12 protein-coding genes are annotated in these 16,322 nt (G+C 35.8%); 4 read left to right on the forward strand and 8 right to left on the reverse strand.

The genetic code is table 11. From position 1 onward, the window contains the following. Positions 1-72 precede the first annotated feature (72 nt). The 3 genes from RDN22_RS01295 to RDN22_RS01305 form a co-directional block, all read right to left on the reverse strand. Positions 73-2,205 (reverse strand): ATP-dependent Clp protease ATP-binding subunit, encoded by a 2,133-nt coding sequence (locus RDN22_RS01295; RefSeq protein WP_308555132.1) that lies wholly within the window; start codon positions 2,203-2,205, stop codon positions 73-75. Between the two features lie 314 nt (positions 2,206-2,519). After that, positions 2,520-3,416 carry an alpha/beta hydrolase gene (locus RDN22_RS01300; protein ID WP_308555134.1) on the reverse strand — a complete coding sequence of 299 codons (897 nt, stop codon included), beginning with the start codon at positions 3,414-3,416 and terminating at the stop codon, positions 2,520-2,522. Further along, positions 3,397-4,707 (reverse strand): PTS sugar transporter subunit IIC, encoded by a 1,311-nt coding sequence (locus RDN22_RS01305; protein ID WP_308555136.1) that lies wholly within the window; start codon positions 4,705-4,707, stop codon positions 3,397-3,399. Before RDN22_RS01305 ends, RDN22_RS01300 begins: the two co-directional genes overlap by 20 nt. A gap of 87 nt (positions 4,708-4,794) precedes the next feature. Here RDN22_RS01305 and RDN22_RS01310 point away from each other — a divergent pair, with 87 nt between their 5' ends. Genes RDN22_RS01310 through RDN22_RS01320 form a run of 3 tightly spaced genes read left to right on the forward strand, consistent with a single transcriptional unit; the run spans position 4,795 to position 8,309 of the window. Then, on the forward strand, positions 4,795-5,496 hold the full coding sequence (locus tag RDN22_RS01310; protein ID WP_308555137.1) for an ABC transporter ATP-binding protein: 702 nt from the start codon (positions 4,795-4,797) through the stop codon (positions 5,494-5,496). Positions 5,497-5,505: 9 nt separating this feature from the next. Beyond that, complete coding sequence (locus RDN22_RS01315) at positions 5,506-8,037, forward strand: FtsX-like permease family protein (protein ID WP_308555139.1); 2,532 nt, start codon at positions 5,506-5,508, stop codon at positions 8,035-8,037. A gap of 35 nt (positions 8,038-8,072) precedes the next feature. Continuing rightward, positions 8,073-8,309, forward strand: coding sequence for a hypothetical protein (locus RDN22_RS01320; protein WP_308555141.1), 237 nt, complete (start codon positions 8,073-8,075; stop codon positions 8,307-8,309). Positions 8,310-8,357: 48 nt separating this feature from the next. On the opposite strand, the gene RDN22_RS01325 is transcribed toward RDN22_RS01320, so the two are convergent. Then, positions 8,358-9,974: a polysaccharide biosynthesis protein gene (locus tag RDN22_RS01325; RefSeq protein ID WP_308555143.1), complete on the reverse strand. Its 1,617-nt coding sequence runs from the start codon at positions 9,972-9,974 to the stop codon at positions 8,358-8,360. A 290-nt stretch (positions 9,975-10,264) separates the two neighbouring features. Between RDN22_RS01325 and RDN22_RS01330 the strand changes: the two genes are divergently transcribed. Next, positions 10,265-11,233, forward strand: coding sequence for a GH25 family lysozyme (locus tag RDN22_RS01330; protein WP_308555145.1), 969 nt, complete (start codon positions 10,265-10,267; stop codon positions 11,231-11,233). Between the two features lie 63 nt (positions 11,234-11,296). Here the strand turns inward: RDN22_RS01330 and RDN22_RS01335 are convergent, their stop codons facing one another. The 4 genes from RDN22_RS01335 to RDN22_RS01350 form a co-directional block, all read right to left on the reverse strand. After that, positions 11,297-11,977 (reverse strand): DUF975 family protein, encoded by a 681-nt coding sequence (locus tag RDN22_RS01335; protein ID WP_308555147.1) that lies wholly within the window; start codon positions 11,975-11,977, stop codon positions 11,297-11,299. 251 nt (positions 11,978-12,228) lie between these two features. Next, entirely contained in the window at positions 12,229-12,654 is a 426-nt protein-coding gene (locus RDN22_RS01340; protein ID WP_308555149.1) for a hypothetical protein, read from the reverse strand. Between the two features lie 135 nt (positions 12,655-12,789). Continuing rightward, a complete protein-coding gene (locus tag RDN22_RS01345; protein ID WP_308555151.1) occupies positions 12,790-14,367 on the reverse strand; it encodes an ABC transporter ATP-binding protein in 1,578 nt (525 codons plus the stop codon). Beyond that, positions 14,364-15,956: an ABC transporter ATP-binding protein gene (locus tag RDN22_RS01350; RefSeq protein ID WP_308555153.1), complete on the reverse strand. Its 1,593-nt coding sequence runs from the start codon at positions 15,954-15,956 to the stop codon at positions 14,364-14,366. Before RDN22_RS01350 ends, RDN22_RS01345 begins: the two co-directional genes overlap by 4 nt. Positions 15,957-16,322 lie beyond the last annotated feature (366 nt).

Consider the following 16,322-nt stretch of genomic DNA (forward strand, 5'->3'; position numbering starts at 1 on the left):
ATTTAGCAAAAGATGATACCAAAAAAAGGATATTCCCGAGGGAATATCCTTTTTATTAATTAACTAATCAAATTAGTCTTCTTTTTTGTCTTCAGCTTTAGCTTCGTCTTCCTTAACCTTTTCTTCAATCTTTGGAGAAATGTCGTAGATTGATTTGCCGTTCAAGTACAAGTGCTTGTCATCAGCAGTAAATTCAATCTTCTTAGTGTCAGGTTCTCTTAAGATCAACTTAGCAGCTGGAGTTTCAAGGTTTTGTTCAACAACTCTTCTAAGTGGACGAGCACCGAACTTCTTGTCGTAACCTTTTTCTGCCAAGAATGCCTTAGCTTCGTCTGAAACTTCAACAGTTACACCCTTCTTAGCAAGTACGTGTGACATGTTCTTCAAGTAAATGTTGATGATCTTGCCCATGTCTTGTTCAGTAAGTGAGTTGAATGGAACGATTGCGTCCAAACGGTTCAAGAATTCAGGTCTGAAGTAGTTTTCAAGAGCTGAGATTAACTTGTCTTGGTCAACCTTGCCGTCTTCAAGAAGCTTGTCTGAGAAGCCTGCGTTTGAAGTCATGATCAAGATAGTGTCCTTGAATGAAACGGTTCTACCTTGTGCGTCAGTCAAACGACCATCATCCATAATTTGGAGAAGTGCGTTGAAGACTTGTGGGTTAGCCTTTTCAATTTCATCGAACAAAATCAATGAGTATGGTTGGTGACGAACTTTTTCAGTTAATTGTCCACCTTCACCGTAGCCAACATAACCAGGTGCTGAACCGATTAACTTGTTAACAGCCATTTCGTCTTGGTATTCACTCATGTCCAAACGGATTAAGTGTTCCTTGTTACCAAATAATTGGATAGCTAATTGCTTAGCAAGTTCAGTCTTACCAACACCAGTAGGACCAGTAAGTAAGAATGAACCAGTAGGACGATCGCTGTCTTTGAAGATTTGCTTACGAGCAATAGCGTCAGTAATTACATCGATTGCTCTGTCTTGGTCAATAACGTTCTTCTTTAACTTCTTAGCAAGGTCTAAGTTCTTTTGAGCTTCGTCAGCGTGGAGTTCACTCATAGGAATCTTAGTCTTTTGTTCAATAATTTCGTAGATATCTTTTTCAGTTACTTCTGGAGTATTCTTGCTGTCTACGTTCTTAAGTTGCTTTTGAAGGTCAGCAATCTTGTCTTTAATTTCGCTAGCCTTGCTGTAGTCTTCAGCTTTAGCAGCTTCTGACTTCTTAGCTTCAAGAGCACTAATTTGGTTCTTCAAGCTCTTTTCGTCAGTTGGTTGTACAAGCAATGCCTTCTTAGCACCAGCTTCATCCATCAAGTCGATGGCCTTGTCTGGTAAGTAACGACCTTGAATGTATCTTTCTGATAATTCAACAGCTAATTTAAGACTGTCATCAGTGTATTTTACGTGGTGGTAGTCTTCGTATTTCTTCTTCAAGCCTTCCAAGATCTTGATAGCTACATCAGTACTTGGTTCTGGAACTTGAACTGCTTGGAATCTACGTGAAAGAGCTGGGTCTTTTTCAATTCTTTGGAATTCACTTGTAGTAGTAGCACCGATTAACTTCAATTCACCGCTTGCAAGAGCTGGCTTCAAGATGTTAGCAGCGTCACCATTGTTGTTTTCAGAATCAGTTGAACCTGCACCAACAATGTTGTGTAATTCGTCGATGAATAAAACGATGTTTGGATCGCTCTTAGCCTTGTCGATAACTTTCTTTAATCTTTCTTCAAAGCTACCACGAAGACTTGAACCAGCAACCATGTCGTTAATGTTTACTGAAATAACGTGCATGTTAGCCATCTTAGCTGGAACATTGCCAGAAGCAATTCTTTCAGCCAAACCTTCTACGATAGAGGTTTTACCAACACCAGCAGGTCCGATTAAAACAGGATTGTTCTTCTTACGTCTTGATAAGATTTCAATGACGTTATCAATTTGTTCATCACGACCAATAACTGGGTCAAATTTGTTGTTCTTTGCTTCTTCAACTAAATCTACACCAATTGGCTTTTCATTTGGGTTTTGTGGATTTTGTTGAATAGTTTGTGGAGCAGATCCCATATTACTTGAGTAGTTGATTGGAATAGAACCTGCGTTGCCATTCCCGTTGCCGCTTCTTCTAGTGCCGAAGTCGTCATTAAAGAATGAGCTGTTCAATTCGTTAAATAAGTTGTCAAAATCATTGTCAAAGTATGCCATCTATGCAAACACTCCCTATAAATAAATTTAAGTCTTTTAGCACTCGATGCTCTTGAGTGCTAACTCATTACATTTATTAGTATAGCAGGTTATCCACAGAATGCAAGCTTTTTTCTAAAAGTTTTCCACATTTTCTTTATTTTTTGTGATGTACAAAAATAAAAGTACAATAATCGCTGGTATATCAACGTTTATTGCACTTCACAAATTATAAAGAATTTCTTAAGATAATCAGTTTTTTACTAATTTATGTTGAGTTTTCAAGACAGTTATCCACAGATAATAAATATAAACTTTACCTTATGGCACCTACATTATTGCTTTTTTTGATTATCTTGTCTAGGGTTTTGGGTGTTATTAAATCTTCTTTTTTCTAGCAAATATTGTTTGATTACTTGGACAACTTGTTCGTTCTGCGGCAAGTCTGAGTGATCGGCTTTTGAACCAGTTACTGTCATTGCAGTATAGCTTTTTACCTGATTTTGGAAAATGTATTTACCTGCTGCAACACTGGCTTCTGGCACAATACCATCTGACTCATAATTTTTACCACCAGAAAGTGAATAGACTACTAAGCTCTTAGGTAATCTCCGTTTATTTTTGATAAAGTCTTCTAGCATCTGCGTTCTATAATTTAGATTATTTTCACTAAAGTTGTACGGCGTACCAAGCGTCATAAGGCGCTTCATTTTGATTTCATCAGAATAGCTTGAATAGTAATGCTCTAGCCAATAAGTCCAAATTAATCCACCATTTGAGTGACCGAACGCCTTAAAATTATTGAAATTATAATTTTGAATCAAGGCATAAAAAGCCTGATCAAGCCACCCCGCCTGTTTTTTGATATTGCTGTAACCATCATGATTATTTTGAAAACCAATAATGATAAAGGGTTCATTATCATTTCTATCAATTGAACCAGAATATGACAGCTCACCTTTTGTGGAAACTTGAATTTTTAAAACACTGTGTTTATTTGGCGTATTGCTATTTAATTGTTTAACCAGTTGATTAAAGCGCTGAATTGTCGCACTAGAGCCCGGTACCATAATTACTGGTGACAAAGCTGACTTTTGTCTCTGCGCTCTTGCACGGTTATCTTCTTTCATCCAATTGTAGCCAGGAATCGATAAGACAATCACAACTAACAAAATAAATGCTAGCCATTTTAAGTTGGGATTTTTTAGCAATCTACTTATTCTTTTGTTCATAAACCTTTAGCCCTTTCTCAATTCTCTGACTCAATCTCAGAATAGGAACTAGCATCAACACATCAAGGATAAATAAAACAATTGAAAAGATCAGATTCATCCAATTACCATTTGAGCCAAAAAAGGCTACTAGAATTCCCGGGGTTCCCTTTAACACTGGGTAAACACACGGGGAAATAAGATGTAGCCAAATCGCTAAAGCCGCAAGAGAAATGTTGATCACTGGAATAATTAAAAATGGTAAAAAGAAAATTGGATTTAAGATAACTGGCATCCCAATTGATAAGCCCCAATTAGAATTAAACATTACTGGCAACAAATTTATTTTAGCAAGATTTTCATCTTCTTTATTCTTGCGCTCTGTTAAAAGAATAATCACAATCAAGGCCAAAACAATGCTGGCGCCACCCATTGTTGCATATGGATAAACAAGTGAACTACCTAAAAATCTGTGTGGCACGTTCCATGCTTCACCATGCTTTAAGGCGTAATTCAAGTTAGCAGTAGCTGCTGGAGTCATTGCTGATCTAGATATAGAAGCTAAAGGATAACCTATTCCCAGCCAGCTCAACAACATAACTGCTATTAATAAAGGAATAATTTCTAACAAATTATTTGATCTTTGTACTTGTGCAACCAATGATTTAAACGTATCTGAGCTTAAAATCTTGATCTGCAATTCATAGATAGCTACACCTAAAATCATGCCGCACAAAATAGAAACACTAGCTGGCAAAAGTGCATTCCACGCTCTATGCTTTATGCGCCGCGTATGTTCATACTCTATTGGCTCATGATCTTTACCTAGCCAGTGGAAAATTTGTCCAACACCATAACCGACTAATAAAGCTAACAATAGGGCATTAACTTTAAGTAAATTCGACGAAAATGGTGAATGATCTTCTATATTATTTCCTATATTACTAGCGTAAGCACAAAACATAATCACAATTACAGCTGTCATCCCTGCCAGTGTTGAGTCTTTTTTATATAAACGTGCTGTATAACGCGCAGAAAAATAAGCAGCATAGAGTCCGAACAAACCAAAAGTTACTCGAGTAAAGCCACTGCTGATAAATGCACCCGCATACCAAATGTGATCAGACATTGTTTCATCAAAATTGAAGATATTATAGATAAAACTATCTGGTGAAAATACTGCATCTTGAAGCAACTTAAAATATGCCCCGATAACAGCAATCGGCATCAACATGACCAATGTTCTTTGAAACACTCTAAATATTGATAATCTTCTTATTTTTAGTAGTAAATTTGCTAGCTTATCTACCATAGTATTTTCCTTTATTTCGCTATCGCAATTATGATTTAATTAAGTTAATTAAAGACATTATACAATTATGCTAGAAAGTTGCTAATCATGGCTTACATAGAAATTAAAAACAATACTAAAACTTATCAATCTGGCGATACAACTATCTATGCTAACAAGGATATTTCTTTCTCTGTTGATAAAGGTGAACTAGTCATTATCCTTGGCTCATCTGGTGCAGGAAAGTCTACTTTGCTTAATATTTTGGGCGGAATGGAGCCTAATACGAGCGGAGATGTAATTGTAGCTGGGCAAAATATCGCTGGTTATAACGCCAAACAATTGACCACATATCGGCGAAACGATATCGGCTTTGTTTTCCAATTCTACAACTTAATTCCTAACCTAACTGCTAAAGAAAATGTGGAACTTGCCGCACAAATCGTACCTGACGCAATGAGTGCTGATGAGGCTCTAAAGCAAGTCGATTTATCAGATCGAACCAATAATTTTCCAGCGCAGTTATCTGGTGGTGAACAGCAGCGTGTCGCAATTGCACGTGCGATCGCCAAGAAGCCTGCCCTTCTTTTATGCGATGAACCAACTGGTGCTTTGGACTACCAAACAGGTAAAAGAATTTTAAAAATCCTGCAAAACATGAGCCGCAAGCATGGCTCAACCGTTTTAATCGTTACTCACAATGCCGCTATTGCGCCAATCGCTGACAAGGTAATTCGTATCCACGACGGTAGCATTAAAGACATTCACATTAATAAAAAGCCTGCTGATATTAGTACGATCGAATGGTAGGTGATCACAATGCGTAAAACTATTTTGTGGAAAGATGCTTTTCAAGCTATAACGCATTCGCTTGGCCGTTATATCGCGATCATCTTGCTTATGGGGCTGGGAACTTTTGCCTTCATCGGATTAAAGATGACTGGGCCTGACATGCGAGCAACTGGTAGCGACTTTTTTGCCAAGCATAATCTTGCCGACGTTACAGTTACTTCTAACTACGGAATTAATTCAACCGACCGGATGACGATCAGAAATTTACCTGAAGTTAAGCAAGCAAGTTTTGGCTATTTCCAAGATGTAAAAAATAAACGCAATAATGATACGTTACGCGTTTTTTCTGAATCAAACAATATTTCCAGCTATGAATTAATTAAGGGAAAGTTTCCAGCTAATAAAAGTGAAATCGCCCTATCTTATTTGCTTAATAAGAAATACCGTATCGGACAAAAAATCACTTTTACTAAACCTGGTATTTTGAAAAACAAAACCTATAAGATAGTAGGATTTGTTAAATCAAGCGAGTTTTTGGACAAGAATCAGATTGGACAAACCAACATCGGCAATGGTCGTCTGACTGGAATTGCAGTTACGACACACAATGCATTTGCGTCTCCTGTTTATCAAGTTTCACGTGTAACTTTTAAAAACACTCAAAATTTGAGTCCATTTAGCGTGACCTACCGTAATCGTGTTTACCGCGATCAAAACAAATTGCAGGATGCTTTAAATAAGAATCGTGCTGATAAATACCAAAAGTACGTCCAGCTTTATCAAAATCAGTACCGTAAAAAAGCAGCTGAACAAATGATGAAGCGTGGCATCCCTGTTAATCCGGCTATGATTAAAGTGCCTAAAAATAAGATCAAAATTTCTTACCCTAGTTACACTATTAACAGCCGTGAAGAAAGCCAAGGTTATGCATCTTACAGAGCCGATTCCGAGCGTGTTGAAGTCTTAGCTAATGTCTTCCCTGTCTTCTTATTCGCAGTTGCCGCATTGGTCAGTTTGACCACTATGATGCGCTTTGTAGAAGAAGAGAGAACAAATATTGGTACGCTAAAAGCACTTGGTTACGGCAATGGTGCTATCGCAATTAAGTTTTTGCTCTACAGTACGTCAGCAGCTATTATCGGCGTCGCACTTGGTGCCAGCCTAGGTTACACATTTTCGCCTAACCTAATCATTAAGGCTTACTTAGCAAGTTCAACTCTGGGTACCGGCTATCAACTAAACTTTGCTTGGAGTCCACTACTTATTTCGTTAGCTATTGCGCTTATTTCAACTACTGTAGTGTCAATGTTTACGCTCCAAAAGACTTTAAGAGAAAAGCCTTCAGCATTGCTTTTACCTAAGCCACCTAAAAATGGCTCAAGAATCTTGCTTGAACGCATCCCTTGGATTTGGAAGCACATGAACTTTTCATCCAAGGTTACTGCCCGCAATATTTTCCGCTACAAGAGCAGAATGCTGATGACAATCTTCGGCGTTGCAGGTTGTACGGGGCTTTTGGTAATGGGCTTCGGTATCCGCGATTCTCTTCAAGGTATTGGCGGCATTCAATACTCCACCATTCAAAAAAATGATGTGATTGCCTTAAAGAATTCAAATGTTACCAAAAAAGATCAGCAAAAATTAGACAAACTTTTTAAAGAAAAAGATATCAAGCAGACAAATGAAGTTCAGTACCAGCAACTGACAAAGCATATTAAATCATCTGGTTCAACTGAAAACGTAATGTTGATTGCACCAAAATCAACAAAAGAATTCCGTAAATCAATCAATTTAAGAGAACGTCAAAGCAAAAAGAAAATATCTTTGCCAAATGATGGTGTAGTTATCTCCGAAAAATTAGCCAATATTTTGCATGCTAAAAAAGGTTCAACAATTACGCTAACTAACAGTCACGGTAAAAATTATCGCTTCAAAGTCAGTGCAATCTGTGAAATGTACTTAGGTCACTACATTTTCATGAATCAAAAAGAGTACCGCAAGACGATTGGAAGCTATCATGTTAACGCCTACCTAGTCACAATGCGCAAACGCAGTTTGATTAACAAAGTTAGTCGCCAACTAGTCAAAACTGCCGCAATTGAAACGGTAGTTTCTAACTCATCAAACAAGAATCTTTTAGGCAGCTTCACTGGCAGTTTAAACGAAGTTATCTTTATCTTGATTTTGATTTCGGGGATGCTGGCTATCGTCGTAATTTACAACTTAACTAACATCAATGTAGCAGAAAGAATTCGTGAGCTTTCTACAATTAAAGTGCTGGGCTTCTACGATAACGAAACCACGATGTACATTTACCGCGAGACAATCATTTTATCTGCAATTGGTATTATCGTGGGCTTTGGCTTCGGTTGGTGGCTACATCACTTCATTATTACTAATTTGCCGCCAGATATTGCCATGTTCGACCCGAACATGTACCCACTTAATTTTGCAATCTCTGCACTAATTCCAGCAGTTATTACTGCGGCTTTAGCAATTGTAGTCCATCACAAAATTAAGAGCATTAATATGCTTGATGCCTTGTCATCAATTGATTAATGATATAATACCCCTATAGAAAAGGTGAATGAAAAATGGCAAGAAAACACTTTGAGTTAAACAACGATGTCAGTAAATTAATTAACAAATACGAAGAAATCAATGATGTTGATTTCAGCGAATTAGTCAACAAGGCTTTGAAATTTTATCTTGTTAACCAAATGAACTATAAAGATGTCAAAGATGCTTTGCGGGATGCAGACGATGAAGTATCTAAGTACATCGATGAAACCATGCGCTCAAGTATGGGAGATATAAATGGAAGATTTTAAATCTAGCCTAAATAAAAATGCATTGCGTTTGCAATGCATTTTTTGTTTCTATTGATAATGCTTGTAGCGGTAATAACGATAGCCAATCTTTTTACCAAATATTGTCTCTGACGTTCCCATCATATTGGCCAATAAAACGTAGATTCCTAAGAATACTACACCGAAGATTGCTAAGTAGATAAAGCTTCCCATTCGGCCTAAATTATTGAAGCGGTTGCCGATGAAGATCTGGTAAATAAATAATAAAACTAGATAAATTTCATTAGATACGATAATTGGCAATAGACTCCGCAATTTAACACCATAGGTTTTATCCAGTTTGTGGTAACTAAGTAAAATTACGATTAAGAATGCAATATCGGTAGAAAGAATTGCCCCATCTGCACTCATCATGAATGTCATTGGCACCTGTAAAACGACTTTAACTAAAATGCCCCATATCATGTAGATCACAGCCAATTTATTCATGTTTAAAGCCAAGAGTAAAGTCAACGAGTTCATGACCAAACCAGCTAACAAACTTTGAACAATGTTTTCTACCAAGTAATATGCACCAAGGCTATCATGTGAAAATAGCACTGAATAAACTGGCGATGAAGCAAATGCACCAAGTGCTACTACTGGAAGCAAAACAAATAGAAGCAGTCTGTAGTTCTCTAGGAGCAGTTTTCTAATGCTTTCTACGCTATCCTTAGATTTATACTTAAGCCCTGCTAAAAGCGGCAGACTCGTCTCAGAAACGGCTGTAGCAAGTGAAATAATCACCGTAGTGATCTTACTTGGGTTGGCTGAAAAAATTGTGTACAAATAGCTAACATAGTTAGTACTCATGTGGTTGAAGTTAATCAAAATTTGTTTGAACAAAAGTTGGTCAACTAATTGCGTTACCGTAATAAAAGAACCAAGCAAGACAAATGGAATTGAAGCATACCATAAATTAAGCAAACTCCGTGAAACGTTGTTTAAAGCGCGTGGTTTGCTTTTTTCGATTAGGTCCCTATAATGATCCCATTGCTTACGTGTGTACGCAAATAGGTACAAATAACTGGCAATAGCGCCAACACAAGCACCGAATACACTAAAGTAAACGGCAGTTACGTAATCATGGTGGAAGACTTCAATAATTAAAAACGTAGATAAAAGAATAAAAAGGATTCTGGCAAATTGTTCCCATAATTGAGAAATACCATATGGCTTCATATCATTATTTCCCTGGAACCACCCTCTTACCATACTCATTGATGGCAAGATTACTACTGCTGGAACCAATACTCGAATAGAGATAGTAGCACTAGCTACAGAATCTACCGGACTATTTTTGGCAATGATTGGTGCTGTCACATAAAGCAAAATACCACAGCCCAGTCCCATAATCAGCATGATAATCAAGCCCAGTTTTGTAATATACAAACTATCCTTGTATCTATTTTGAGAATTTAATTGTGATACTTCCCGGGCAATAACTGATGGCAGTCCTGCAGTACCAATAGACAAAAAAAGTGCATACGGCGTGTATGACGAATTAAAAAGAGCCTGTGCATTTAATTGATTATGATAGCTGCCTAGCATAATCAGCCATGGAATTAAATAAACGACACCTAGAATTCTCGATACGATACTACCGAAAGATAGCCAGAAAGAGCCGGATAAGATTTTTTTATTCAAGAGAAAAGCCTCAAATCTACGTTAGTTTCATATTGCCTTCTTATTATACGTGGAATTTTATTTTTTGGGGAATAAAGTGAACAAAAGCCGAACTTTTTTAGAAAAATTTAGCTTTATTTCGAGTTCAAATAATACAAATTGATTACATTATTTACTATAGTGTTACTTCTAGTTTAATTTACCGTTAGTTCTATTGACCCATTACGTTATTATTATTATCCTTAAAATGTTTCTATAAAGATAAGCTATTGAATTAAAAATATTTATAAAAAATATTCGGGGGAATAAAGTTGTCATTAAAGAAGAGATTTATTACAAAATTAGCACTTGTTGCTGCATTATCAACTACTTCAGTTGCTGCAGTTAACACCATGAATGCGCCAAAGGCTGTTAAAGCTTCAACTACTTCAGTTGCTGCACGTTCACTTGGTATTGATGTTGCTAGTTACCAAAGCGCTGATTTGTCAGCACACGCAAGATCAGGTGCTAAGTTTGCCGTAGTTAAGGTAAGTGAAGGTACCAGCTACAGAAACCCAAAGGCAAGCAGCCAAATTGCTAGTGCACGTGCACAAAACATGATGCCTATGGGTTACCACTTCGCTACTTTCAGTGCTAACAGCGCTGCCGCTAAGCGCGAAGCTAACTACGCTATCGCTTCAGCTAAGGCTGTTGGTCTTGCACCAGGTTCATACCTTGCTTGTGACTACGAATCAGGCGACGGCAACAACATCAACATGGGTAAAGGCGTTACTGCTAACGCAATCATTGCCTTCATGCAACAAGTTAAATCAGCTGGCTACAAGCCACTTTTGTACGCTAGTTCATCAGTTTTGAGAAACAACATTAATACTAACGCTGTTGTTAACCAATTCCCTAACTGTTTATGGGTTGCTTCATACGCAATCTCAGGTCGTATCGACAAGCCAAACTTCAGCTACTTCCCATCAATGAAGGGCGTTTCAATTTGGCAATTCACTGATAACTGGCGTGGTCTTAACGTAGATGGTAACATCAATATTTTACCACTTACTTCATCAGGTAATGCCGTTTCACAGGCTCCTAAGAAGAGCACCACTAAGGCTCGTGTATTAAAGCACACAGCTCACGTTTACGATAAGAATGGTAACCGTAAGGCAAACCGTAAATCTTTAAAGAAGAACACTACTGTTACTACTTACGGCAAGAAGAAGACCATCAACGGTGTTAAGTACTACCGTATTGGTAAGAATGCTTACGTTAAGGCAGCTAACCTCTACTAATAATTAATACCTATAAAAAAGACACCAGGTAAGAAATTTACCTGGTGTTTTTTGCGCTCAATTTTATTTCAAGAATCTGTCGCCAGCTAATTTGCGATAGAAGTTAGCCTTAGCAGTTTGGTAATATGGGATAACCCATAATAAACCGATACCGGCAGGAATACTACCTAAGATGAACCAACCAATGAAGCTTAAATCAAAGATGAACAAATCCATCTTATGGCCATTCATTAGTTCCTTGCTGGCATTAATACCATCTGTAGCACCAACTGACTTGCCGCTAGCTACCATATCGTTAACGATGTATGACGTCATTGAGTATGAGTAGCTCTTAACGATTCCTGGAATGATCAACAACAAAGTCCACAAGAATGTGAAAATACTGGTCATTACGAAGTTGATGCATTCTGGGCCAAAACGATTACCAGTGAAAACTGAAAAAGCAGCAGTATAAGGCTTTTCTTCAGTTGTATCTTCATTATCTATTAAGTGTAAAAATGAAAGTCCCACACTTATTGCGATGAAATCAGCAACCCAACCTAAGATGCCACCTAATGGACTAATCAATTGAAAAAATACGTTGTTTCCGCTGTAGTCAATATACATGCCGTCGACCTTGTGACCAGCTGCAGACAAAATCCATACAACTAATTCATTAATCAAAACGATAATAACTGCCCAAGTCCAGTTACCACGAAGAGTAGCTTTGGCATTATCCTTTAATTCTTTTCGTGTAGTAGTCATTATTTTTCTCTCCACCTTTTTATAAAAACTCTTATTCAAGTATATACGATTATTAATAAAAAGAGCATCAAAAAAAGCCTAATTCCACCAACAACGGAACTAGGCTCACACAGTGTTGACCGCCACCTCTGACCACATATAGAAGATAACATTTTCGCTACCGGAGAAAATGACTACTACCAGTGGCGGTACATGAAGATTTTAGCATTCAAAAAAATAAAAAACAAGCGATATGGCAATAACAAAATTATTTAAATTATTGTGCATACTCCAGATATCAAAGCAGCCGCCATAATTACATATGTAGCAATCAATTGCCAAGAACTATTTGCTGGTTTATTTTTCTGCTTTCTCATTTTTTCAGCTCTAAGCCAGCTGGCAATTGCTGCAATCCAGAACAAGATGCTGCCAATGATTGATATTATGCGGCCAGTACTACCCATATTACTTAGATCACCAAATAAATTAATGATTGGAACAATAATAAAGACTGCACCAATAAAAACTCCGCTCCACATAGCAAGTGGTGCTGTTGCTGGTTGATATTTTAATTTCTTAATATCTTGTGAGTATCTATAAGTCAAATATAATTCCAATATCCCTAAGCCAACAAAAACTACAGCAATAATTATATCTTCCATTTTCTTTGCACTTTCTATTTTTGTAACCTCTTTCATTCCCCCCATTATAGTCTTTTTTGGCCTTAGTGATATATATAACTATAATTTTTTACTAAAAAAAGCCTGACCCCGAATCGAATCGGAATCGGAATCAGACCTCTTTTTATTGATACTGCAAACCTTGCACGTCAGCTAGTTCAAATGAATTTCTTTATCAAACATGCCACGCATTTTTTCATTAAAATTGTGTGCAATGAAAATAATAGTAGCTTTACTTTTTACCAATTTTTCCAAAATATCAATTGTACTCTTCTGATCAATTGCGCTAGTTCCTTCATCAATGAGCATAATATCACTATCATGAATTTTAGCACGGGCTAAAACTATCTTTTGTCTTTGACCGCCAGAAACATTAAGATGATCCAAATTAATTTTTTCTTCTAGCCCTTTATCAAATTTCTTAATGTCCTCACCTAAACTTATATCTTGGACAGTTTGCTCTACTCTATTTCGTAGTCCATCGTCAAACATAGTAATATTATCAGAAATAGTAGCAGGGAAAAGCCTTGGCGTTTGCGCAATATAACCTATTTTAGATAAATTAGGAGTAATTTCTTTTTGATTCTTATCAAAGTACAAAATCTTACCAGTTGTAGGTTTTAATTCACCTAAAATCAACTTAAAGAGAGTGGACTTACCTGTGCCTGAATCACCTATTAAAAGTGCCTTTTCTCCTGTTTTAACAGAAAAATCAGGGAAAGAAATTTTCTCACCATTTGAAAAGGCAATGCTTAGATCTTTACTACTAATAGCTGTTGCTAAACCTAAATTATCTTCTTCTTTCTTAGGGATCACTTTACTATCATTTTTAATCTTTTCGTTAAGAGGCTCAGTTGATTTCATTTGTCCTCTGTTATTGCCTAAATATTGTAATCCTGTTGCCATGTAGAACTGCAAATTACCAACTGTGGTAATTGTCCCAAAAACTACTAATTTATTAGCAATTAATACAGCAGTAAAAGCAAAAAGAGCAAGCATTAGCAAACTAGAAATCACGCCATTCATTACGGCTAATTCTTGATTAATTTTAGTTTGCTGAACTTTAGCATTCTGAACTTTCTTTGCAGCTTCATTCATCACTTTAAATAAGTGACCACCAGCCATATATCTTTGTAAAGTATTCAGTCCACTTAGCCATTTTTCGGCAACATCCAAGTATTTCTTATTTGAATTTGAAATATTTGAAAATGCTGCTTGAATTGGTCTTTCAATTAATTGAGGTAAATAAATAGAAATACCTACTAGGACCACAGTTACTAATAATAGACTCCAATGTATCAACAACAGAACAATAATTGCAAATAAGATGTAACAACTCATTTGAATACTACTAAAGAATTTCTTTAGGTAGTTCTCATTAGTATTTTTCAAATCAGTAGTTAACCTATTTTGCATCCCAGATACAGTGTGATTTTGATTATCAAAATAGTAATGCTTAATAGTGTTAGCCCGAACCTGGTGATTATATCTTTGAATTTGCTTAGTTGCTAAATAACTACTACTTGACTGACTAATGCCACTAATTAATAGAAGAATAAATTCTCCTAAAGTTAGCCAAAGCCATAGAGCTAAATTTTTATTAGCCAGAGCCGTTACCTCATACATCAATAAATAAGATTGTCCAATAGCTGTTAAGGGAATTAGAACATTAAAAATTATCGTTAAGATAAAACCAAAAGGATTGATTTTATATAATTCCTTAATTGTCATTGTTCTTTTCCCCCTTTTCTCAAGTGAATTTCACGATCAAACATTGCACGTAAACTTGGATCAAAATTATGTGCAATCAAAATTAAAGTAATATCTGATTTTAAAAGCTCATCTAAAATTTTCTTAGTAGCTTTACTATCAATTGCACTTGTAGCTTCATCCATTAAAACAAATTGACTCTTGTGAATTTGAGTTCTTGCCAAAACAATCTTTTGTTTTTGACCACCTGATAAATTATCATTATCCAAATCGACTACAGTGTCCAAACCATCAGCGAATTTAAGTACATCATTGTTTAATTGAACTTTTTCAACGAAATTCTTAACTTTATTATTTAAAGTTGAGTCAAACATAGTGATATTGTTCTTAATCGTATCTGGAAAAAGAGTTGAATCTTGAGCAATATAGCCTATTTTACTTAGGTCTGGATTAATTTCTTTACCAGCCGAATCCCTAAAAATTACAGCTCCAGAGTTTGGCTTCAATTGTCCTAAAACCAACTTAAAGAGAGTTGATTTACCTGCCCCACTATCTCCTGTTAGTAAGACTTTTTCTCCATGCTTAACTTTGATGTCAGGATATTGAATCAATTCACCGTGTTCATATTTGACTGATGCATCTTTGACTTCTAATTCTGCTAAGTCATCATCAAGCTTTGCAGTATTTTTAACTACGTCTTTTTCTAAATCTTTAGTTTCTTGGTTAATTGATTTAATTGAATTAAATTGAGTTATTGATTGTTCATAAACCCAAATAGCGTTAAAAATTTGACTAACGAAATCCCCTACTACTAGAGCAGCACCTATTGTTATTTTTCCTTGGAAGAACAAAACGCCTGCCCATAATGAAATGGAAATTTGAGACAATGTATTGGCAAGATTACTAATAAAAAATGAGAGTGAATTAATTTTCGCACTATGAATGTTACTATCTTCAAAATTCTTATCAGCTTTATTCATAGTTTTAAAAAGTGAAGTAAAAGAATTGTATCGTCTCAATTCTTGAATTCCACCTAGCCAATAATTAATCGTCTTCAATAATTTGCTATTTTCAATGGAAATTTCTTCATTAGCCTTATCAGTGGCTTTTTCCATAATTCGTGGAGTAAGCAGATTAATCACTGCTAAGATGACTGTCAAGATTACTAAAGTCCAGTTTAATTGAAACAAGATACCAATAGTAAAAATTAAAGTAAGACTATTACTGATAATAGTCAGGATTGGAGTAGCATAATTATCTGTTAAGATATCAAAATTATTTCCTAGTTCATTTTGCATTTCATCCAAGGTTTGATCATTCTGATTATAGAAATGAGCTACAATTTTTTGTCTAATAATTCCAATGTAATTCTGAACTTGACGTGAATACATTGTTTGAGTAGCAGAATCTAAAACAACACTAATAATGCCTGCTGAGATCATTATTACAAAGAAAATCAACGATGACTTCAAATTGCCTTTTACCAAATAATCTGTTGCTGGCTTAAACAAATAACTAGCTGCAGTATTCAATGCTGCTACCAAAATTAATAGTATAAAGGTTAGTAATGCCCTCCCTTTATTACTTTTAATTAACCCACTTAGTGTCATTCTTCTACCTCCCCCGCAAATATGAATCACACATATTTTCATAAAAAAAATCGAAGTTTTTAACTTCGATTATTTAAATATTAATTGTTGATAGTGCACTTGTAACTGAACCAAGGTCCACCGTCTACAACATCTTCTACTTCAGCCATTTCTTGTAATTCGTTTAATTCTTCCATGATAATACCTCCATAAAATAAAATATTTTTTTAGAAATATTAACTTGGTAGCTTAGATAGGTAAGTTGCTTAATTAATATTTGATTTTATTATATGAGGATTTTATAATAAGTCAACATTTTTTTCATAAAGAAATTATTGATTTGTAATTTAAATTATAGTATTTTAAGTAAAAGTTCAGCTTATATAA

The sequence above is a fragment of the uncultured Lactobacillus sp. genome, assembly GCF_902491705.1.
GTDB lineage: Bacteria > Bacillota > Bacilli > Lactobacillales > Lactobacillaceae > Lactobacillus.

Excerpts from the sequence above, each read along its gene's own strand:
- RDN22_RS01320 (WP_308555141.1), top strand. The coding sequence starts at position 8,073 with ATGGCAAGAAAACACTTTGAGTTAAACAACGATGTCAGTAAATTAATT.
- RDN22_RS01340 (WP_308555149.1), bottom strand. The coding sequence starts at position 12,654 with ATGAAAGAGGTTACAAAAATAGAAAGTGCAAAGAAAATGGAAGATATA.
- RDN22_RS01335 (WP_308555147.1), bottom strand. The coding sequence starts at position 11,977 with ATGACTACTACACGAAAAGAATTAAAGGATAATGCCAAAGCTACTCTT.
- RDN22_RS01305 (WP_308555136.1), bottom strand. The coding sequence starts at position 4,707 with ATGGTAGATAAGCTAGCAAATTTACTACTAAAAATAAGAAGATTATCA.
- RDN22_RS01310 (WP_308555137.1), top strand. The coding sequence starts at position 4,795 with ATGGCTTACATAGAAATTAAAAACAATACTAAAACTTATCAATCTGGC.
- RDN22_RS01295 (WP_308555132.1), bottom strand. The coding sequence starts at position 2,205 with ATGGCATACTTTGACAATGATTTTGACAACTTATTTAACGAATTGAAC.
- RDN22_RS01350 (WP_308555153.1), bottom strand. The coding sequence starts at position 15,956 with ATGACACTAAGTGGGTTAATTAAAAGTAATAAAGGGAGGGCATTACTA.
- RDN22_RS01345 (WP_308555151.1), bottom strand. The coding sequence starts at position 14,367 with ATGACAATTAAGGAATTATATAAAATCAATCCTTTTGGTTTTATCTTA.
- RDN22_RS01300 (WP_308555134.1), bottom strand. The coding sequence starts at position 3,416 with ATGAACAAAAGAATAAGTAGATTGCTAAAAAATCCCAACTTAAAATGG.
- RDN22_RS01315 (WP_308555139.1), top strand. The coding sequence starts at position 5,506 with ATGCGTAAAACTATTTTGTGGAAAGATGCTTTTCAAGCTATAACGCAT.